The organism is Microbacterium sp. (assembly GCF_032084865.1).
Lineage (GTDB): Bacteria > Actinomycetota > Actinomycetes > Actinomycetales > Microbacteriaceae > Microbacterium.
In genome coordinates this window covers 1-21,516 of sequence record NZ_DAMDLU010000039.1, presented here as the reverse complement: position 1 = coordinate 21,516, position 21,516 = coordinate 1, and the positions used below count along the sequence as shown (strand labels likewise).

Here is a 21,516-nt window from a genome sequence, read left to right as displayed (position 1 = left end):
CTGACCGGCCACCTCGCGCCCTCCCGACCGACCGTCGCCCACCCGCCCGACCGGCGCCCACCCGCCCGGCGTCAGGCGATGGCCGGCCGGAACCGCAACGGTGGTGGTCCGAGCGCGCCCCACGCGTAGGAGAGGAAGCCTCGTGCCCGCAGAGCGCGCACCCCTCCCCCGGGATCGTGAAGCTGGAAGTCGTCTTTGTCGTCGCGCGTGATGCGCCATCCCCCGTGGTGCAGTTCCATGTGGTGGAAGCGGCAGAGCAGTACCCCGCGATCGATGTCGGTGCGCCCGCCGTCGCGTTGCCATTCGTCGATGTGGTGCGATTCGCAGTACGAGGCGGGGCGGTCGCATCCCGTCCACCGGCAGCCGCCGTCGCGCAGGGCGAGGGCGATGCGCTGCCGGGGCGTGAAGAGACGCTGTTCGCGGCCGACGTCGAGCGGATTGCCGCACGCGTCGACGCGGACGGGCACGATGCCGGAGTCGCAGATGTGCTGATCGATCATGGCATCCGGAAGCGCACCGAGTCCGTCTTCGGCGTAGCCCACGCGCGCGCCGTCGTCGTCGTCGACCACCTGCACCAGTCGCACCCCGGCCTGCCGGGTGCCGAACACGTCTTTCGCGTCGGCGAGCGCGCCCGCGCGAAGCAGATCGATGATGAGGTCGTACTGCAGCTGCTCGTTGGTGCGCGGATCGTCTGTCAGGGCTTTGGCCTTGGCCTGCTCTTCCGAGTCCACGAATCGCGGGCCACCTCTGCGAGGCCGCAGCGCGGCATCGATGAGCGTGCCGACGAGCGCCGCGCCGTGATCGTCGTAGGCGATGCTGGCGCGACGCACGCCGTACTGGTCGGTCCACACGCGGTAGGAGCGGTTCTCGTACCGATCGCGGAACCGCTGCTCAGCACCTTCGGGGTCGAGTAGGTCGCGGATCGCCCTGGCCGCGGCGCCGAGCTCTTCGGCGGTGCGCTCTGCGGCTTCGGCGACCAGTTCTTCGGCGGCCTGGGCCCACGCGGCGCGGCCGTGGTCGTCGGCATCCCGTCGCTGCCGATCGTCGGTTATCCCGTCGACGGCTGGCGGCTCGCCGAGTCCTCGCTCGATGACATCGAACTGGGTCGTGCTGATGCACCCGTCCCGGCGCGCAACGCGCAACGGCTCGCGCCAATCGATCGGCCGCCACGTGGCATCCGGATGCTCGGCGCCCGAGCCCGACGAATCCGACTCCCCGCCGAGCATCGCCTCGCCGACGCGCACCTGACGGGAGGCGTCTGCCTTGCTCGAGCCGGTGATCTTCTGCACGAGCGAGGCGGCGGTGCGATGCCCCTCTTTCTGCGCGGCGCCGGAGTGGCCGGCGTCGCGGGGCGAGCGGGCGGCGATGACCCCGACCGCGATCAGCCGCAGCTGCTCGGCGTGCTGCAGCGCTTCGTTGGCTTCACGCAGGACGGCGACGACCTCGGCATCCGTCATGGCGGTCACCGCGTGCTGCGCCTGCGTGAGCGACGCGCACGCGTCGCCCCGGTCGCGCAGGGTCGGGACGAGCGCCGCGACCTCAGTGAAAGTTGCCATACTTCATAGTCGCAGGGGCCACCGACATTCGGATATCACAACGACGAAAGGCTGTCGGCCGCGACCCGCAGCGCCTCGAGCGCCGTCGGCCACGGCAGGCGCTCCTGCTCGAGACGTATCCCGCCCTCCGAAGAGATGCGGTCGAGCGTCGCCTGCTCAGACTCGGTGAGGGTCGGCAGCGTACGCACGGCGGCGCCGTTCGGGTCGGGCACCCACAGCTCTCGGTGAGCCATAAGCGTCGCCTCGTCCATCAGCACGCTGATCGCGTCGACGCCGTTCGATCGCAGCCGGTGCAGGATGGCGAAGCCATCGGCATCCAGATCACCCCAGTAGAGCACCCGCGATGACAGCGCCCACGGCAGGTGGTGAATCGGCACGGCGTATCCCCCGCCGTGCACGGCGACCGCTCCGGTCCAGTCGGGCAGCGAAAGCACCGACTCGAGGTTCTCGCAGACGATGACGATGCGGGGATTGATCGGCAGAGTCGCGAGTTCGTGGATCGGCGCGGTGACGTCGCTCAGTCCGCCGGGTCGATCGTCGGGGTCGAGAAAGCGGATCCGCAGCGTCTCCGGCGACGGCACGAGGCCGAGGTCGGGTTCTCCGGTGATGGCGGAGTACATCGTCTCGACCAGTGAGCGGTGCGTGCCCAGCCACTTGGTGTGCATGCCGGGGATGGGCACCTGGCGCAGCCGGTACCCGGAGGACGGATGCCGGCGCAGCCACGTCAGCACCTCGAGAAGCAGCGTGAAGTCGAGATCTGTCTGCCTGTCTATCGCTCCACCCCGGCGCTGGATCGCCGCCACGATCTCGTCACCATCGCCGAAGCGCTCACGAAGTTCCCGGGCGCGGTCGCGGATCCGCGCCCAGTCGCGATACACGACGGCGCCGGCGAACCGCGCAAGGGCGTCCACCGTGTGCAGAGAGAGTCGTTCGGGCAGTTCCTGCCTACCCGCGCTTGGCCAGTTCTTCGTCGCCCAGCCGATCTGCAGATCAGCACCCTGAACGCTCCGCCACGACGCCGCCCACTCGCTCGCCGAGCGCGGGTCGGTCAGCACCTCCCGCTCAGTCGGCGGCCTCAAGGCAATGCTGAACTCGACGTTCCCGTCACCGCGCGCCGCCCACTCCCGACGCCCCTTCTCGACCGCTCGCGCTGCGCGTGCCCGGGCCTCCGCTACGGTGACCGGCATCACTCGACCCGCTCGAACGGCACGTTCGACAGCAGCGACTGCTTGCGAGTCGGGTTCGACACCGACGTGACGGCTCCGACGTAGCTCTCGATCGTCTGAAGCAGCTTCTGCGGTGTGGCGAGGATCATGTGGAACCCGAATTCGCGGAACACGTCCATCGCCATGCGGGTGTACTGGCTGTCGGCCTTGTCGAACGCCTCGTCGAGCACGATCGTGCCGTACGTGGGAACGTCTTGTTCGTCATCGGTCAGCTGGTAACGCAGGGCCGCGGCCAGGCAGAAGATCACGAGCTTCTGCCGCTGCCCGCCCGAGAGTCCGGCGCTCGAGTCGTGCACGCTCAGCACCCGGCCCGCGCGATCCACCTCCTGCGCCTGGAAGGTCACGTGTTCGCGGGTATCGAGGCAGCGTTGACGCCAGGCGTGATCGGCACGGTCGCCGTTCTCGGCCGATTCGAGGCGAGCCATGATGCGCTTCAGCGCCGCGAACCGCTGCTCGGCCCGCAAGTCGTTCTGATCCCACGACCCGTCGACGATGCCCTTCAGATCGGTCATGAACTCCGTCGCGTCGGGTGATCGCCTCGTCTTCACCCGGATCCGCAGGAAGCGGTCGGCGTCGAACAGCGACCGCCCCAGAGACGCGTTCACCGGATCGATGCGCTCCTCGATCTGCTTGGGCGCGTCGCGGATCTCGCTGAGCAGATGCCCGATCAGATCTCGCGACTTCTCGCGCAGCAGTCGCCGGAAGTTCTCTTCGTGTTCCGGAAGACCGCGAGTGCGGATGCCGTCGAGCAGAGCCCGATATCCGCTGCGGTCATCGACGTCCGACGTCAGGTCGGGCGCGGCGGCAGGCCACGCGCCGCGGAACTCGGATGCCAGTCGCGCGAACGCCATCATCGAGCGGGCCCGCGCCGAGTCCGCGTCCTTCGCGGCGACATGCAGCGCGTTCGCGACCTTCAACCCGATCTCGCCGATGTTCGACGTGTCGATGCGCCGCTGCACGGTGCGGTATCTCGCCTCGAGCAGTGCTGCATCAGCATCCGCCAGCGTCACCCCCTGGATCTGGCCGGTCAGACGCGCGATCAGCGCGTCGGATTGCCGCAGCGCCTCGGCCGCGAGCGCCTGCGCAGCCTTCGCCGTATCGGCCTCGGCACTTGCACGCTTCTGCTGCTGCTCGGCATCCGCCACCGCTTTCGACGCGTCGTCGAGCTCGCTGCTCCGAGCGGTGAGGCGAGCAAGCTCCGCCTCTCTGTCGGCGAGCGTGGCGTCGGCGGATGCGGCGTCGAACTCACTCCAGGTGCGCTCGAGCACACCTCTCAGCACCTGACTTCTAGCCACGGCAGCCTTGGTCGCCTCGAGCTGCTCATCGAGCTCTGCTCTCGCGCGATCGGTCTCGCGCTGCGCAATCGCCCGACGCTCGAGAAGGTGATCGATCTTGGCCTGATTGTCCGACCCCAGAATCCAGTGGCTCCGGTCGTCGATCGACACACGATCGTTCTTCTCGTACCGGCGTGCCGAGGTCTTGATCTGTCCGCCCCGCGTGACACCCCGCTCGACGTCATCGAGGTCATCCGGCCCCGCGACGCACGAGATGTCGTACGACTCCGACAACCGCGAGTGCATCCAGCCGGCGAACGGGCCATCGGCGACCCGAATGCGGTGCAGCAGCGGGTCACGAGCCTGCACCGGGCGCGCAGCGCCGGCCTCCGCTAGCACCGCCTCGATCACGAGACGCGTTCCGAGCGAGCGCTTCTCGATGAGACGCCGCACACGAACCAGATCAGCGTCACGCACCAGCAGCGCCGAGGCGAGCGGACGAAGCACGCGCTCGATCGCCCCCGTCCACTCGGCGAACTCGGGAGACACGTCGATCAGTTCGCCACCGAACGGCAGGCTCTTCTCGCTGACCCCGAGCTCGCCCGCCAGCCACTCCCGCACGGCGCGCAGCCGCGGTTCGAGGTTGCTGCGGCTGCGCTTCAGCGACTCCAGCTCCGCATCCAGCTCGTCCAGGCGGCGACGCGCATCAGAGAACCGCTCGTGGGCGGCGTGATCGCCGTCGTCATCCTGTGTGCGGCCGAGATGCGCGCGCGCCGATTCCTGCAGAGCGGCGAGTTCCGCGGCATCCGTCGGCGCGTGCTCGATTCCCGCGGAACGCAAGTCGGATGCGAAGCGCTCGACGTGCGCGCGGATGCGCTCCGCCTCGCGCCGAGCGTCGTCGATGCCGCGCCGTAGAAGCCCGGCATCCGCTCCCCCGAGTTTCGCCTCGTGCATCCGCGCCTCGCTGAGCGCACGCTCGGCCTGCTGCCGCACCGCGTCGGCGGCGGTCGCTCTGTCTCGCGCGCGGGCGAGTTCTGCCACCTGATCTTCACGCTCGCCCTGCGCGAGCCTCAGATGGAGGCGATCCTGAAACGGCTCCTGCATCTCGATGAGATGCTGCAGCTCAGCGACGTCCTGTGACTGGCGTTCGTACTCGGCGGTCGCCTCTTCGATGCGTTCGAGGTGCTCTGCCTGACGACGCAACTCGACCACATGCTCGTGCGCCGCGTTGAGTTCGCGGAACTGCTCGGTAGCGTTGCGCGCTTGGTCGAAGGTGCCGGGCCGATCGAGCATGAACGCGCGAAACAGCGTGTCGAGATTGCCGAGGTTCTTGGCCGACTGCGTCTTGTGCAGCAGATGCAGCGCGTTGTCGCCGCTGATGCCGAACACACGCCGCATCCGCGTGAAGAAGCCGCCGTGACTGCCGGTCGAGACGACCGCGTCGGGGAACGCGGCCTTGAGACGACGCGCCTCGATGCCCTTCGCGACGAACGGCGCGAGCTCGGTCAGCGCGACGTCTGTGCGCAGCAACAGGAAGGCGTCTTTGAGGTCGGCGCGCGCCGTCTGCGTGCCCGGCAGGTGGAAGAGCCGAACGAGACTCACCGGCGCATCGTTCTGGTTCTCGAAGCGAAGCAGGATCGCGCTCCAGGTCGCTCGCGGGCGAAGGTAGGTGCTGACGGCTCGGTCTTCGAATTCGTCGGCCTCCTTGCTCCACGCCCCGCGCACGTAGCTGACGAGGCCGCGGTCGTCGGCACGTGACGACGCGTCCTGCGCGGCGGCGTTGAAGCGCAACCACCGTTCCGGTGTCAGCACGGCGGCGATCGCGTCGAGCAGCGACGATTTGCCGGATCCGGATGCCCCGGTGATCAGGTGCCCCTTGCGGGAGACGTCGATGCGGTGGGCCCCGTCGAAGGTGCCCCAGTTGACGACTTCGAGTCGCGCGAGGCGCCATTGTCCGGCGCGCACGTCGTCTTCTGCGGCGACTTCTGTGTGCATCTCAAGCAACGTCATCTTCGGACTCCTCGTCGTCATCGGGCGTCGCGATTCCCAGATCGGCGACCGTGCCGCTGCTGTCGCGTTCGCCCGAGCGAATCCGCTCGTACTCGGCGGCGATGATGCGCACCTGATCGGCGTCGACCAGCATCCGCAGCACCGGCGATATCTCGACGCGCTCGTCGGTGAGCGCGTGGACCACCCGCAGCTTGTTGCGCATCTTCAGCCACGAGGCGTTCAGTCTCTTGGCGAAGTCCGTCTCGTCACGGTCTTCGGTGCGGAAGGGCGCCAGCTGCTCAAAGACGTCGTCTCTTCCGACGATGACGCGCCCGTCGTGCTCGCCGCTGAGCAGCATCTGCCGCAGCACGAGCAGCATCGCGGTGTCGATGAAAGTGAGCTGCTCGGATCTCACGGCGACGGGGGCGTCCTGTTCGCCGGTGCCGACGTTGCGCACGAAGGCGAAGCCTGCGTCGCGGTCGAGCACGAGATCGAGGAAGAGGTCGTGCAGGCGAGATCGGATGCTCGCTTCGTCGGCGAGCAGCGCCGACCACGGGCCCGGCGCGCGGGTCGCCGAGAGGTACGGCCCCTGAGTCAGCTTCAGCAGCGCCCGTCGGGCGTCGATGCTGAGCGTGCCGGTGTCGCCGGGCCACCGGGCGCTGGCGCCCGTCTCGTGGCCCGCTGTCGTTGCATCCGTCTCCATCACAGAACCCTCCCCGTGAAGCGATAGCTGGGTATCCGCGCCGCCCTGGGCACGGCATCCACGCCGACCCAGGTAACGCGTTCGGGGTCGCTCGCCACCCCTTGCGCGGCGCCGATGGCCAGCAGACCGACGACACTCGCGACCCCCTGCGTTGCCGGGAATCGCTCGAGCACCCCGCCGACCGTGACCGCGTCGACGTCTTTCAGCATCGCGTTCACGTTGCCGGTGAGCTCGTCGAAGTCGATCTCGGTCTCGCGCGCGAGGGCGCGCAGCTCTTCGATGCTGACCGGGGCCGCCTCGTGGGTGATGACCGCCTCGGGTGCGTCGTATGCGGCCGGGTCGTGCAGTCGCAGCGCACCGGCGCTGCGCATCGGCACGGCAGAGAGCGACAGGCTGATGTCGGTCGCTTTGTACGGTTTGATCCGGATGCTGGCTGCGTGGCCCGCCGCGAACGCGCCGCGCAGTTCTCGGCGCAGCACGCGATCGCGTTCGTACTCCTGCGACTGGACGTAGCGGCGCAGTCCCCTCGCGAACGTCGTGATGACGTCGTGGATCTCGCCGCTGCGCTCTTTCAGTGTGCGCAGCAGCTGGCGCAGAAAGCGGCGCTCGGCGGCGCTCAGGGCGCCGGTGAAATCGCGCTCGAGCACGCGCCGGATGTCATCTTCGAACTCCTGGCCGCGCTCGGGGTCGAGCACGAGTCCGGCGAATCCGGTGAAGCTGCGCCCGGCGTCGGATTCGTCGATCATGTTCACGCCGCGGAAGATGTCGTCGAGCACGGCGCGCTGGGCGGCATCCGACTCGAGCACCCGGGCACGCAGGTCGCGGTTGAGCTGCTCGAACTCTGCGCGGACCCGCGCGAAATCGCTGGGGATGTCTTCTGCCATGGCGAGGATGTCACGCACGCGCTCGACTGCGCGCTCGTGGTCGACGGGTGGCGACTCGCCGCGGTTGATCGCCTCGATCTCTGCGTCGATCTGCGCTCGCTGCTCTTCGAGCCGCGCGATGCGGGTGCGCGCGTCGGGGTCGGAATCCACGGCAAGGCGGTGCAGTTGGGATGCGATGCTGGCCAGCCGTGATTCGGTCGCCGCCTGCCGCGGCTGCACGAGTTGCGCGAGAAACCGGCTCGCCGTCAGCGCGGCCGGTGACAGCTCGAAGGTCTCGCCTCGGCTCGTCTCGGCCGGCCGGCGCACGAGGTAGCCGGCGGTGCGCCAGTCGGCGCAGTACGCCTTCGCAGTGCCGGGCAGGTCGAAGCCGTGTGCGCGCAGCTCGTCGAGGTCGGCGTCGATGCGCTCGTAGAGGTCTTCGCTCTCGATGCGGCGCTCTTCGCCGCCGAGGTGGGCCGCGAGTACCGAGACCATCACCGGCGCATTGTCGGCGCGCAGCATGCGCCACGCGACGTGCTCGTCGAGCAGTCGAGACAGCGCGTGCGCCTGCGCCAGTGCGGTCATGGGGTCTCCTCAGATGGGATCTCGCCCATCTTGAGGGATGCTACCGACATCGACGAGTCCGGTTGGTTCTCGGGGGCCTGCTGACACGTCTACTGCAACATCTACTGCAACATCGTGTTGCAGTAGATGTTGCAGTAGATGCGTTCAGCGGGGCAGACGTGTCGATTCAGATGACACTCAGTACTGCGATCTCGATCCGGCTTTCTGTTCTCTTTCTGAATGGACCGTGCAGATCACAGTTTGTCGATCCAGGTGTCTTCCTCGCGGTCCGACCATGAACTTCCCGTCGAGGGACGTGACCGCGTTGCAACCCGACCTCGAAGTATCGGAATGAGCCGTTGCGCATCGAGCGCGGTCAGGTCACCGACTGACGCCAGCTGAACTCCGATCAGTTCGCTCACAAGATCGAACTGGCCGCGCGCATCCGATATGGCGAGTGCGGCGAAAAGGGATCGAATCTCGGTCCGCTGGGACTCGGTCATGAGCGATGGCTTGTCGTGCAGCGCAGGCGGCTCGTTATCCGGCTCGTCGAAGAGGCTCAAGGTGCTAATGGTGTCTCGCTTTCGTCGCTGTATCGCCGTCTCGCTCTAGAGCGTCAGGGTGTCGAAGGCGAGAAGTGCGGTCGGCCATGCCGCGCGCGGAGTTCCCGCCGTGTCATCGGTCGCGACGCGCCTGATGACCCTCGAGAAGCCAGCCAGGCGAGATCGTTGACAGCGGCTTCGATCGAATGGTCGTGATCGCATGCGAACTGATTGTCGCGGATGTTCTCTGCGACGCGCGCCACTTTCGCGCGGATCGATGCAGTCAGTGCGTCGGTCACCGGGTCGTTCGTGCTCTTCCCCTGATCGTCGAGATTCAGAATCTGGATGCGATCTGCCGACGTTCCCGTCAGATCTCGGTACCCGAGGGCGTAGATCGCGAGCTGATCCCGGGTGACCTCTTCCTCCTGAGAGCGCGCGGTCGACTTGAAGTCGACGATCGCCGTCTCGCCGGTCTCGAGCGACCGAATTAAATCGATTCGCCCATTCACCATGACCCCGTCGGCGATCGGAACCTCGATCTGCTTCTCAGAGTGGATAGTGCGATCGAGCGAGTCGCCATATCGATCGAAGTATCGCTCCACAGCAGAGACGGCCGCAGTGCGGAGCTGCTCGCGCAGGGCCGGGTATGCGTACGGCGTGTGCAGGTGGCGCCCGACAAGATCGACCGCTTCGTCGCGCGTCGCGAGGTCCCCAGCCAGAGCCCGCTTGTGCACTTCGGCGAGTGCGTCATGAAGGCCTTTGCCGTACCCGAGCGCTTCGTGGATCGGTGGATTGAAGCCGTACATGAAGCGCAGCTTGAATTGGTAGGGGCAATCGAGCAGGTATTTCAGCTCGGAGAATGAGACTTCGATGCGCGGAGTCTCGAGCTTCGGCACCGGTGTGATCCGCTCAGCCCCGGGCGCGCCCTCGTCGGTCGTCGAGATCCAGTCCGACGCCGAGCAATGCAAGAAGAAGTCGGATGCCTTCTTCGACGTCTGGGCTGAACCCGGCGCCCACGTCGCGTAGAAGTACTTCTGAGCGCGCGTGACGGCGACGTAGAACAGACGCGTCTCATCGGATTCGCCGCCGCGGTATCGCGCGCCGTTCTCGATCGCGGACTCGGCGAGCACGTGCGGGATGGTCTGCGTGCCTCCCGGGCGACGCGCGGGAAACCGGTTCTTGCGCAGGTAGGGAGTGAACACGGCGGGCCACTGCAATCCTTTGGCCCGGTGCACCGTTGAGATGACGACGGCATCGGGCTGCGCGAGACCGGCCTCGGCGTCGGACTCGTCGTAGATGCTCGGGGCCTTGTGCGTGAGGAATCCCACGAAGGAGTCGTACTTGCTCTGCGGCGACGACGAGAAGTTGATCTCCTCGAAGTCGGAGATGACCTGCGAGAACTTGCCGAGCTGGTACATCACGAGCTCGGCCCGACCGCTCTCGCCCGGAATCGTGTCCTCGCGTAACCCGAGCGCCTCGAGAGCTCGCAGATACAGGCGTTGCACGTTGTAGACGCCCCACTGCGTGGATCGCGTGAAATCGGCCCCCTCGTCGAGCACCGCGATGAGAGCGGTCCAGTCACCGCCTTCGGGAATCAAGTTCGCTGCGCTCCACCGCTGGCGCAGCTCAACGGCGTCGATGTCACCGTGCACGTACTCGAAGAGTCCGACACAAGCGATGATCTCGGGAGCCTCGAACAGTCGAGCGAGCCCCTTGACGATGAACGGGATGCCTCGCCTCTGGAACTCGGCGACGAGCACGTCAGCGTCTTTCACTGATCTGAAAAGAACGGCGCAGTCAGACCACGAGAGCCCGCGTGCGTCGGCGCCGGGCTTGTCCGTGAAGGGCACACCCCGCAGGTCGAGGATGCGCTTGGCGATCCACGAGGCCTCTTCCTCTTCACTGTCGAACTGCAAGGCGAGCATGTCGCCGCGTTCCCACTTCTGGTGCCCGACCGCCACCATCTTCTTCGCCAAGCGCTCGTCGGAATTGATGCGCCCGGCAATGCTTCGACCGAGTTCGACGACGCCTTTCGAGGAGCGGAAGTTCTCGCCCATCTCGATCTTCCGCACATCCGAGTATCGGTTGGCGAAGGTGAGGATGTTCGTCACCTCAGATCCACGCCACTGGTAGATCGTCTGATCGTCATCGCCAACGACGCAGAGGTTCGCGCCGAAATGCACGAGACGTGCAACCAGCTTCTCTTGGATCGGATTGACGTCTTGATACTCATCGACGATCACATACTTCACGTCATCACGAATGTGGTCGCGCAGCGATCGCTGGTCCGTCGTCAGGTCGGCGTCACTTTGAGAGTGGGCCAGCATGGCCACCGCGCGCACCATCATCGACGTGTAGTCGAAATAATTCTTCTCGGCGAGCAGCGCCCGGTAGCGGTCCAGGCTTTCGGTGACCGCGGGCCGGATCTGGGCGAGGTCGACCTCGTCCTCTTGCAGGATCGACAGGGCTGAGGTGTACAGCTTGGTGTCGACATAGCGACGCAGGAATACTTCCGCGCCGCTGACCTCTTTGGTGCACGTCGTCAGACCGGACTTCCTGCTCTCACGGTCGACGAGCAGCTGCTGGGTCACGTCGGTCAGCACGCCGAACTTGAACGTCTCCGGCACGTACGTCTGCAGCAGGTCGAGGCAGAAGCCGTGCATCGTGCCGATGTACATCTCTGCCAGACCGTGCACCTCGCCGAGCTCCGCACGCGCTACCGCGTGAACACGTTCCTTCAGCTCGGCGGCCGCCTTCTCGGTGAACGTGAACGCGATCACGTTGCCGGGGACCACGTCCGGCTGAGACAGGATGCGTGCGATGCGCTGGGCAAGCACCTGGGTCTTTCCCGAGCCTGCGCACGCGATCAGCTGCAGCGTGCTGTCGATGTCCTCGATCGCCGATTGCTGGGATGCCGTGTACGCCAAGCCACTCACTTGTACACCGCCGATACCGACGAATCGAACAATTCATTCACTGTGCCCGTGAACGCGAGCACAGTCGCGCGAACTTCCGGATCGAGCATGTCGAGCACCCGCAGCTGGGAGGTGACGCCGTTCGTGGCGATCGAGTCGATGCGGTGGAACGCTGTGCCGTGAGCCTCAGCGAACTTCGCCATCCCGCGCAGTTTGACCATCGAATCCTCGAGGTGCCCACCGTGCGGATCGACGATCGATGGCCGGATCTCGCCCCGCACTTCCGAGAAGATCACGAAGTCGGGGTGCAGGCGCCGCCAGTTGCCGCGGTCGTCACGGTAGGCGATGCCGAGCGAGTCGGGTCGAGGGACCGACGGGTTTCGATACCACGCGACACAATCAGGGCGAACAACCTCCGTGCGGATCACATCACGTTCCCACCCGCCGAGACTCGACATCGGGAACCAGCCGTCTTCGTCGGACATCAGATGCTTCTCGATCAGTTCGGCGTCGCGCACCTGGTCGGTTGCCTTATCGATCTCCGAGAAGTCCTCGATTCGCTTCTTCGGACGCTCGAGTGGAGTGACCTGAGGTTCGACGGCCTGAGCACGGATGTCGGCGTACGCCTCCCGCCGTTCGTCTGCGAGGCCCTTCATCGCGACGCGGTTGTCTTCGAACCACTCGTCGACGAGTTCGGTCGCCACCCTGTCGACGCGCTCCCGCACGTGGGGAACGGTTGCGAGCGCCGCGACCTTCACGTACGCGCGACGCAGCGCATCGTCATCTTCCTCGTCGGCGTGCTCCATCAGGTAGTCGACGTAGCTGTTCGCGATGTCCGGTCCGAATGCGCGCTGCGCGTCTTCGAACGCGACGCGAACGGCGTTCTCGTCGGCGCGCTCGGCAAAGTCGACGTACGACAGCTTGTCGCCGCCACGGGCTCCCTGGATTCGCATACCGCGCACGGTCTTGACTTCGATCTCGGCACGCTGCAGGTCGCCGTCGTGCGCCTCGGCGAACTCCTCGAGGCGGGTGTGGATGCGCCGCTGCGCGCGACTGATCGCGCGGCTCTTCAGCCCGTCGGCCGACAGCGCCTGCGCGAAGCTCATCAAGCGCGTCACGGCACGGGCGCCGCGCCGGGGTACGACTTGAGAGACGAGGGCGTCCCACGCGTCCCACACGCGCTCGTCGAGCGACTGGTTCGGCTCGAGGTCCCGCGGGTTGAGCACCGCTTTGGGTCCGGCCGTCGGCATGTCTTCGATCAGCCCGGTCAGGTACTTCACGACGTTGCCGGCGGTCGTCCGGTCGAAGTGCGGCAGGATGCAGTCCACCGCGTTCAGACGGTCGTTGCCCGGAATGCGTCGGGCGAGAGGAGTGCGAACCATCCGCCCCAGCAGCTGTGTGATGTGAGTGTGGTCCTTCGCGGGGCGGAACGACACGAGCACCTCTGCGCGAGGGCAGTCCCATCCGGTGGAGATGCCGTCTTTCGCGATGAGCACGCGCACGTCGTTGTTGCCCTGGACAGCCTGCGGGTCGATGTGATCGACCTCCCACGAGCCGAACGTCTTCGTCTTGTGGTCGCCGAGCACGTGCCGCACGTTGAACTGCGCCAAGTCGCCGAGCTCCGCCTGAACGAGGTTGAGCCACCGTCCGACATCGTCAGGGTCCTCGGTGTTCGGGATCTGCAGCACGAGCAGCGGGACGACGCGGTCGGTCACCGTCTCGCCAGGCAGCGCTCGCTGTTCGGCGACGTACTCATTCCAGCGACGTTGCGAGTCCTTCAGTAGACGTGCGGCACGGGTCGTCAGCGTGGTCTCAAGGTTGCCAGCCTCAGCGGGGATGTCGAGTGCGACGATGTCCTTGAGCAGCCCGGATTCCAGTACCCGCGACGGGTCCACGGTGACGGGCGGCAGGTGGCGGCGCGTGTCGGTGTTCTTCATCGCCTGATCGAAGTGCTCGATGGTGGCGGAGATGCCCCACACGATCGGCATCGGCAGTCCGGTTCGGTCGCCGTCGACGAGGCTGCGCACGATGGTGGGCTTCTCTCGGCTCGCCTTCGCCGCAAACCCGCGGTGCGCCTCGTCGAGGATGAAGTAGACGGTGAGCGAATCGTCTTCGATCGTGTTCGCGAGTGTCTGCCAGATGTTCCACGCGAGATCGTCAGGTGACGGGACGTACTCCTCACCGAGCGCGTCCGCTTGCGCCGTTCGCTCGGCGCCACGCGTGAGCGTCGATGTCTTCGAGAGGCGCTGAGTGTTGAGGAAGTACACGTGTCGCGGCTCGAGCCTCGGAACGGAGAACGGCGGCTTGATCGTGATCAACCGGTCGAGCGACAGCTTCTCGCTCGCCTGGTTGAGTCGTGTCTTCGTCTGCTCGTTGAGGTCGGGGTTGTCTGAGAACCAGATCACGACTGCGCCCGGGTCGGCATCGAAGCCGAGTTCGGTGTCGCCGTAGAACAGCGACTCGATTGCAGCGGCCGCCATCACCGTCTTACCTGCACCGGTGACAGCAGTCAGCGAGAACGACGATTCGGCGTTGTCGTTGACGTACAGCTTCCGCGCGCGGGTCAGGTTGTCGAGGGTCTGCACCACCGCGTCGCGCTGGTAGTCCTTCAGCGTGAATCTCATCGCTCGCCCCGCATCGCGTCGATCTCGAACGTGCGCAGGTATGCGTCGTACAGGCGCACGGTCTCGACGTCGTCCGGCAGCGCCTTCGAGACTGCCTCGAAGAAGCGGTCTTCGTCGGTGACGATGAACGCGACCTTCGCCTCCGGGTTCGCCGCCATCGCTGCGACGAACGCATCCGTCTGGTCGAGGTCGTCGATCACCCCGTAGCTGTCGGCGACGTCCCACCCGTTCGGAAGCTCGTCGATTCGGCGTCCTCGCGAGCCGGCGTGCAGCCAGAGCAGAGGTGCGATACGCGCGAAGGCGCGGTGCGAGCCGACGCGCATCGGCGATTCGTACGTGAGGGTGAAGAACTCGACGTTCTCTTCGAAGCCGTCCGCCATCGGAAACTCGTCCGTGAACTTGTAGTCACCCTTGATCGGATCGCCGTTCGAAGTCTTGCCCGTGATGGCCGCTTCGACGCGGGGCTTGGTGATGTAGTCACAAATGCCCCACTTCTCCCACTCGGGATCGCCCGGTCGCAATCCCGCAGCGCGGAGCTTCTTCTGCTCGTCGGCGCCTACCTCATTGTTGGTGATGCTGATGGAGCGTCGCCGTCCGTCGTCTTGCTTGTTCAGGCGCATAACCGCGTGAGCAGTGGTGCCGGATCCCGAGAAAAAGTCGATCACTAGGGCGTTCGGCTTGTTCGTTATGACGAATCGGAGCGCGTCTTCAACGGCATACAGGGACTTGGGGAACGGAAACTTGCGGTCCGGCATCATCACGCTGAGGAGACGTGATCCATACTGAGTCGCGTCGTGGGACGCGATACGCCATTGCGTCGTTGGCACACTACTCGGCTTCGTCGCAGCCTTCGAGGTGATTGGCGAGCCGTCGCGGCGGTAGCCTTCAACGGCGTATGTCCCGTCTGCCAACTTGCGAACTTCAGCCGGGGGTAGATAGTAGACAGTGAATCCACGCGTTGTGTTTCCGCCGATCCGGACATGTCCGTTGGCTAATCTCTCCTTCAGCGTCTCTGAACCAAGCCGCCACCGGCCCTGAGAACCATTCTTCCGAATCGGCCACACCGCGACACAACCCCCAGGTGCGTCCGAGAGGTCCGGATTCTCGTCCTTGGGAAGAGGCGCGCCAACCGCCGCGACCTTAGGTCCGTCTGGGTCGATATACACGGGGTAGAAGCCATTCGGGCTGTCTTCGCGTTGCGAGCCAGGCCCGGACTGCATCACAAGGTCCCAGCGGATCTCCCCCGTGAACGTGCGTCCCTTGGAGGACACCCACTCTTCATCGAGCGGCATTCTGACAGGTGCGGCCTTGCCGAGAAACACAAAGAAGAGGTATTCGTCACTTCGTCCGAACATGCTCTGCCGTGGCATGCTCGCCGGGTTGATGAGGCTGCTTACCATCTGGATCCGGCTCTCGGGAAATACCTGCTCCAACAGCATCCCCAGCCGTAGGTATTCCTTCTCGTCGATCGTGACGACGAGCACTGAATCATCCGGGTTCAGCAGTTCTTTCGCGAGCAGCAGGCGTCGTTCCATGAACGCCAGCCACTTCGAGTGGCGATACATGTCGTCGCCCTCGACGTAGTCGTTGTTGTACTTCCAGTCCTTCGCGCCCGTGTTGTAGGGCGGGTCGATGTAGATCGCGTCGACCTTGCCGCGATGCGTGAAGAGCAGCGCCTGCAGCGCGTGATAGTTCTCGGCGTTGATGACGGAGTGATACGGCTTATCCCCGCCGCGCTCGACCTTCCCGGTCGACACCAGGCCGGGATAGATCGGGTCGCGAAACTCCGCCACGACGACGAGGTCGTCGATATCGTCGACCTTCGCGTACTCGACCGACGTGCCCGTCTCCCGGACGAGCCGCGCTCCCGACCGGTTGTCCGAGAACTCGTCGACCACCCACACGCGATCGTCGGTCTTGGCCTTCAGATCTCCACGGGGCGGTAGAACGCGTACTTTGTCGCCTCTGCGCGCACGGCGCCCGGGAAGCTCGACAGCCTCCGGTGTGTGCCGCTCGAAGTTGAGCCCGAAAGCCCTTCGTTGCGAAAGAACATCGAATTCCTTCGAGATCGCGTCAGCCAACGCAGGACTCGATGTCCGAAGCTCGCGGATCAGCTCGTGAATGCGCGCCAAGGCAGGCCCCTCCCCGGGTTCCCTCAACCCCGGATCGGTACTTGTACCCGGGTGCGTTAACCCTGGCACATGCCGCCCACATTCTTCACGCTTGACAGGTGCCCCGCGTCCCCTCCCCCGCTGCCGCTCGCATCGGCGAGCTGATCGCGGGCGAGCGAGTGCGCCGAGGTCTCACCCAAGACGACCTCGCGCACCTCACACGCATCGACTCGTCGAACATCCGCGGCTACGAGAAGGGCCGCGCGATGATGGGCATCCCGACGCTGGTGCGCATCGCCGATGCGCTGAAGATCGAGCCCGGGATGCTGCTGGACGGGGTCACGGTCGAGATGTTCGGCCTGCCTGCGGAAGACGGGCGGCGGCGGGCGTAGCTCGAAGGCGCCCGGGCCCCGTCATCCTTCGTCACATCTATTCTCTGGAATACGACGTCCCGCTTAGCGTTTACTCCACACGACGCGCACTCCGCGCAGACAATTGGAGTCCTCTTGAGCACCTCATCTTCCACCGCGCGCGCCCAGAAGGCGCCCGACACCCGAAGCCCGGCACGCAAGCTGCTGACCTCGTTCGGGTTCCAGATCATCGCCGCCCTCATCCTGGGCATCGGCGTTGGCCTGATCGCCGTCTCGCTCGGCGCGAGCGACACCAACCCGACCGTGCTGTCCGACACGCTCGACCGCATCGGCAGCTCGTACGTCACGCTGCTGAAGGCGGCGGTGGTGCCGCTGATCTTCACGGCGATCGTCGCGAGCATCTCCAACCTCCGCCGCGTGCAGAACGCCGCGCGCCTCGCCGGTCAGACGATCCTGTGGTTCGGCATCACCGCGTTCATCGCCGTGATCATCGGCATCACGCTCGGCCTCGTCATCCAGCCCGGGGCCAAGGCCGGCGCAGGCCTCGACACGGGCGACCCGTACACGGTCGGCACATGGTGGAACTTCCTGCTGGGCCTGATCCCGCAGAACTTCCTCGGCCTCACCGTCTCGACGGGCCCCGGCCCGGTCGAGGGCTCGCTCGTCTCGAACGTGAACTTCAACATCTTGCAGGTCATCGTCGTGGCCGCGGTCGTCGGCATCGCCGCGCTGAAGGCCGGCCGAAAGGCCGAGCCGTTCCTCGCGTTCACCGAGTCGCTGCTCAAGGTCATCCAGCGCGTGCTGTGGTGGATCATCCGCATCGCCCCGATCGGCACCTTCGGCCTCATCGGCTCCGCCGTGGTCAAGTACGGCTGGGACAAGCTGACCTCGCTCGCGTGGTTCGCCGCCGCGGTCTACATCGGCCTGGCCCTGGTGATCTTCGTGGTCTACCCGATCCTCGTCAAGACCCACGGACTGTCGATCAAGCAGTACTTCTCGGGCGTCTGGCCCGCCGTGCAGCTGGCCTTCGTCAGCCGCTCGTCGATCGGCACCCTGCCGCTCACCGAGCGCGTCACCGAGCGCAACCTCGGAGTACCCCGCGGCTACGCCTCGTTCGCCGTGCCGCTCGGCGCGACCACCAAGATGGACGGCTGCGCTGCGATCTACCCGGCCATCGCCGCGATCTTCGTCGCACAGTTCTTCGACATCCAGCTGAGCTTCATCCAGTACCTGCTGATCGTCATCGTCTCGGTCGTCGGCTCTGCCGCGACGGCCGGCACCACCGGCGCGGTCGTGATGCTCACGCTCACCCTGTCGACCCTGGGCCTGCCGCTCGAGGGCGTCGGGCTGCTGCTCGCCATCGACCCGATCCTCGACATGGGCCGCACCGCGGTCAACGTCGCGGGCCAGGCGCTCGTCCCGACCATCGTCGCCAAGCGCGAGGGTATCCTCGACGAGGAGCTCTACAACGCTCCCCGTAACGGCCTGCCGTTCGCCGACGACGTCGACGACGAGGCGGATGCCGCAGAGCCGGATGCCACGAAGGAGCCGGCCGGCGCACGCTGACCACCTCCCCTTCCTCCGCAGAGCGCCTCGCCCCATCCCGGGGCGGGGCGCTTTCGGCATCCGGATGCCGGGAATCGCGCTCTCAGCGCGACCGGCGCTCCTCTTCGAGCTCGCGGCGCAGGTCGCCGTTCTCGTCCTCCAGTTCGAGCACGCGCCCGATGCCGGCGAGGTTCACCCCGGCATCGCGCAGCTCGGCCACCCGGCGGAGGCGATCGATGTCGTCGTCGCTGTACCGCCTCGTGCCGCCGTCGCTGCGGAACGGGGCGAGCAGTCCGCGCCGCTCATAGAGCCGCAGCGTCGCCTCGGGAACGTCGGCGAGGTCGGCCGCCACGGCGATCCCGTACAGCGGAGTTGCGGCGTCACGCTCGCTCATCTGGTATCCGTTCCAACACTTGAAATCTATCGTTTGCAGCGCTATAAATATACAGCAAGCGATGCAGATTCCCTGCATCCGACATCAGAGCCGCCGCCCGGCGGCCCATAGTGAGAGGAGAACACCATGGCCATGACCCTCGACCCGATCAGTCAGCTCGATCGATTCGCCGCGAGCGTGCTGGACTCCGTACGCGCCCCGCGCGTGATGCCCGTCGACCTCTGCCGCGACGGCGACCGCTATGTCCTGCACGCCGACATCCCGGGCGCCGACCCCGGTTCGATCGACGTCGACCTCGACGGCTCGCAGCTGTCGATCCGCGCGCAGCGCACCGCCGACACCGGTGAGGGCATGCGCTGGATCGCGCGCGAGCGCGGCACCGGAACCTACTTCCGCCAGTTCACCCTCGGAGACGGAGTCGACCTCGAGCGCATCAGCGCGTCGTACGACAGCGGCGTGCTCTCGGTGATCATCCCCGTCAGTGAGCGCGCGAAGCCGCGTCGCATCCAGGTCGAGTCGACCGACACCCGCGAGGCGATCAGCGCCTGATCCGCAGTGGGGAGCGCCCGTGCGGCGCTCCCCACCCTGATCCGGAAAGGAATGTCTCATGTCCCCGTCCCCCGCCCTGCGACGGTTCCTCGCCGAGATGGAGTTCCCGGCCACGAAGGACGACCTGCTGCGTGAGGCCGTCCGCGACGGGCTCGACCGCGACGACATCACCGCTCTCGAGCAGCTCCGCGGGTACAGCTACAGCGCCCGCTGGCAGATCCTCACCGCGCTGCGCCTGGGCAGCCCATCGGCCGACTCGCTCGTCGCAGCCTGACGCCGCGGCCCACCCCGGGGCAGCACCTGCTCAGGTGCGCAGCGCCATCCTCGTGTCGAGTGCGAGCTCTTCGGCATCCATCGCCGCGATCAGCTCGTGCATGACCTCCTCACTGAGGTTGCCGGCGCGCCGCTCCTCGAGCAGCAGGTCGCGGCGAGCCGACAGCCAGCCCTTCGCCATAGCGGCGAACTGCTCCGGCGAGGGACGCACTGGCTCCTCGCCCGCCTGGTCGGCGCCTGCCTGCATCCGCACCAGCCGCTCGGCGTACGCGTCGAACGCCGGCAGCTGATCCTCGCCGTACTCCCGAGCCCACGTGCGCCTCGCCTCGCGCAGGTAGGCCTTGCCCACCTCACGGCTGCGTTCGCGCACGGACTCCAGCTGCCTGGCATCCTCCCGCGCCTCCTCGTCGTCGACGACACCCAGCACGCGGATCAGCCAGGGCAGCGTCAGCCCCTGCAGCAGCAGCGTGCCGACGGTCACGGCGAACGCGACCACGACGATCGCGTGAGACGCGACGGCATCGAGACCTGCGAGATCGGCGGCGGCGAGCGCCGTCGCCAGCGTCACCACCCCGCGCATCCCGGCCCACGAGATCACCGCGTTGTCGCGCCACGAGAGCCGGGTCTCGGTCAGGCGGCGGCGCAGCTGATCCTCGGTGAGCGGATGCCGTCGGCCCCGCCCCTCGCCGAGCGGAAGCACCTTCTTGGCCGCCGACATCTTCTCCCACCTACGCAGACGCAGCGTGGTCCAGCGCCGCCCCCACGCGCCCGCCGGGTAGACGAACAAGGGCCGCACGATCAGCACCGCCAGCAGCACGACCACCGCGAGCAGCACGATCGTGCCACCCTCGCCGTCCTTCAGCTCACCGACCACTCGCGGCAGCTGCAGCCCGATGTACGCGAACACGAACGACTCGAGCAGGAAGTCGGCCGACAGCCACAGCGGCGTCTCCTGCTGCCGCGTCGCGTAACTCGTCTTCGGCGCGTTGAAGCCGACGAACAGCCCCATCGCGACGACCGCCAGCACGCCCGAGCCGAGCAGCTGCTCAGCGATCGCGTAGGCGCCGAACGGCGCCAGCAGACCGAAGGTGCCGTTCACGACCGGATCGTCCACGCGCATCCGCAGCTGGTGCAGCACGATGCCGAACACCAGCCCGACCGCCACTCCGACCACCACGGCGAGCGCGAACTGCCAGATGCCGTCCCAGAGCGACACCGTCGCCCCGGCGACGATCGCCGCGAACACCCGGAACATGGTCAGCGAGGTGGCGTCGTTGATCAGGCTCTCCCCCGACAGCACCGTCATGATGCGCCGCGGCAGGCCGAGCCGGCGTCCGATCGATGCCGCGGACACAGCATCCGGAGGGGCGACGATCGCCCCCAGCAGCAGGGCGCCCGGCAGAGTCAGCTCGGGCATGATCCACCACGCCACGAGCCCCACGACCACTGCGGTGACGACGACGAGACCGATACCCAGACGTCGGATCTGCGGCATCGCGCGGTGGAAGCTCAGAAACGACACATCGAGCGCTGCCGAGTACAGCAGCGGCGGCAGCACGATGTTCAGCAGCACGTGACCGTCGATCGCGACATCCGGAACGAAGGGGAGGAAGGATGCCAGCAGCGCGACGACCGTGACGAGCAGCGGCGCGGGCCACCCGCGTCCCCGGGCCACGGCTGCGACTGCGACAGCGCCGACGACGATGAAGAAGATGCTGGACTCCATTCCAGGAAGGGTACGCCGGGGATGCGCCGGTGGTGGAGATCACAGCCGATCGACATTCGTCATGAGGTGCTCCACATCGGCATCCGGGGTCTGGCGGAAGTCGACGTAGTGCATGCCGACGGCCATGAAGTGGCGGGGCACGGCGAGGCAGACGGTCTCATCGGCGACTTCGCGCAGTGACTCGATCGCCTCGGGCGCGCCGACCGGCGTCGCGGCGATGATCCGGCGCGCACGCCGCGCGCGTGCGATCTCGCAGGCGACGCGCATCGACGCGCCGGTGGCGACGCCGTC

Annotated in this window: 15 protein-coding genes and 1 pseudogene; 4 read left to right on the top strand and 12 right to left on the bottom strand. The window is 66.6% G+C overall.

What is annotated here, in order from left to right:
• Nucleotides 1–71 precede the first annotated feature (71 nt).
• The 9 genes from RT309_RS06020 to RT309_RS05980 all read right to left on the bottom strand — a co-directional run bounded on the left by RT309_RS06020 (nt 72) and on the right by RT309_RS05980 (nt 16,337).
• On the bottom strand, nt 72–1,556 hold the full coding sequence (locus RT309_RS06020) for a DUF222 domain-containing protein (protein ID WP_313355972.1): 1,485 nt from the start codon (nt 1,554–1,556) through the stop codon (nt 72–74).
• A gap of 35 nt (nt 1,557–1,591) precedes the next feature.
• Nucleotides 1,592–2,743, bottom strand: a complete 1,152-nt coding sequence (locus RT309_RS06015) for a Wadjet anti-phage system protein JetD domain-containing protein (protein WP_313355971.1) — start codon at nt 2,741–2,743, stop codon at nt 1,592–1,594.
• Nucleotides 2,743–6,066, bottom strand: coding sequence for an ATP-binding protein (locus RT309_RS06010; RefSeq protein WP_313355970.1), 3,324 nt, complete (start codon nt 6,064–6,066; stop codon nt 2,743–2,745). Before RT309_RS06010 ends, RT309_RS06015 begins: the two co-directional genes overlap by 1 nt.
• On the bottom strand, nt 6,053–6,748 hold the full coding sequence (locus RT309_RS06005; RefSeq protein ID WP_313355969.1) for a DUF4194 domain-containing protein: 696 nt from the start codon (nt 6,746–6,748) through the stop codon (nt 6,053–6,055). Before RT309_RS06005 ends, RT309_RS06010 begins: the two co-directional genes overlap by 14 nt.
• Entirely contained in the window at nt 6,748–8,196 is a 1,449-nt protein-coding gene (locus RT309_RS06000; RefSeq protein WP_313355968.1) for a DUF3375 domain-containing protein, read from the bottom strand. The genes RT309_RS06005 and RT309_RS06000 overlap by 1 nt, the downstream gene beginning before the upstream one ends.
• Before the next feature lie 233 nt (nt 8,197–8,429).
• Nucleotides 8,430–8,738 (bottom strand): hypothetical protein, encoded by a 309-nt coding sequence (locus RT309_RS05995; RefSeq protein WP_313355967.1) that lies wholly within the window; start codon nt 8,736–8,738, stop codon nt 8,430–8,432.
• 53 nt (nt 8,739–8,791) lie between these two features.
• On the bottom strand, nt 8,792–11,653 hold the full coding sequence (locus tag RT309_RS05990; protein WP_313355966.1) for an ATP-dependent DNA helicase: 2,862 nt from the start codon (nt 11,651–11,653) through the stop codon (nt 8,792–8,794).
• Nucleotides 11,650–14,256: a DEAD/DEAH box helicase family protein gene (locus RT309_RS05985; RefSeq protein ID WP_313355965.1), complete on the bottom strand. Its 2,607-nt coding sequence runs from the start codon at nt 14,254–14,256 to the stop codon at nt 11,650–11,652. The genes RT309_RS05990 and RT309_RS05985 overlap by 4 nt, the downstream gene beginning before the upstream one ends.
• Nucleotides 14,253–16,337 (bottom strand): DNA methyltransferase, encoded by a 2,085-nt coding sequence (locus RT309_RS05980; protein ID WP_313355964.1) that lies wholly within the window; start codon nt 16,335–16,337, stop codon nt 14,253–14,255. Before RT309_RS05980 ends, RT309_RS05985 begins: the two co-directional genes overlap by 4 nt.
• A gap of 149 nt (nt 16,338–16,486) precedes the next feature.
• Here RT309_RS05980 and RT309_RS05975 point away from each other — a divergent pair, with 149 nt between their 5' ends.
• Both RT309_RS05975 and RT309_RS05970 read left to right on the top strand, forming a co-directional pair.
• On the top strand, nt 16,487–16,759 hold the full coding sequence (locus RT309_RS05975; protein WP_313355963.1) for a helix-turn-helix transcriptional regulator: 273 nt from the start codon (nt 16,487–16,489) through the stop codon (nt 16,757–16,759).
• Nucleotides 16,760–16,873: 114 nt separating this feature from the next.
• On the top strand, nt 16,874–18,304 hold the full coding sequence (locus RT309_RS05970; RefSeq protein ID WP_313355962.1) for a dicarboxylate/amino acid:cation symporter: 1,431 nt from the start codon (nt 16,874–16,876) through the stop codon (nt 18,302–18,304).
• Nucleotides 18,305–18,386: 82 nt separating this feature from the next.
• On the opposite strand, the gene RT309_RS05965 is transcribed toward RT309_RS05970, so the two are convergent.
• Entirely contained in the window at nt 18,387–18,677 is a 291-nt protein-coding gene (locus tag RT309_RS05965) for a MerR family transcriptional regulator (protein ID WP_313355961.1), read from the bottom strand.
• Nucleotides 18,678–18,803: 126 nt separating this feature from the next.
• Between RT309_RS05965 and RT309_RS05960 the strand changes: the two genes are divergently transcribed.
• Nucleotides 18,804–19,226: an Hsp20/alpha crystallin family protein gene (locus RT309_RS05960; RefSeq protein WP_191712683.1), complete on the top strand. Its 423-nt coding sequence runs from the start codon at nt 18,804–18,806 to the stop codon at nt 19,224–19,226.
• Between the two features lie 58 nt (nt 19,227–19,284).
• Nucleotides 19,285–19,500: a DUF2795 domain-containing protein gene (locus RT309_RS05955; protein ID WP_313355960.1), complete on the top strand. Its 216-nt coding sequence runs from the start codon at nt 19,285–19,287 to the stop codon at nt 19,498–19,500.
• 30 nt (nt 19,501–19,530) lie between these two features.
• Here RT309_RS05955 and RT309_RS05950 read toward each other — a convergent pair whose 3' ends face one another.
• Both RT309_RS05950 and RT309_RS05945 read right to left on the bottom strand, forming a co-directional pair.
• On the bottom strand, nt 19,531–21,225 hold the full coding sequence (locus RT309_RS05950) for a cation:proton antiporter (RefSeq protein WP_313355959.1): 1,695 nt from the start codon (nt 21,223–21,225) through the stop codon (nt 19,531–19,533).
• A gap of 39 nt (nt 21,226–21,264) precedes the next feature.
• Nucleotides 21,265–21,516: pseudogene (locus tag RT309_RS05945) on the bottom strand (phosphoribosyltransferase); the annotation flags it as partial.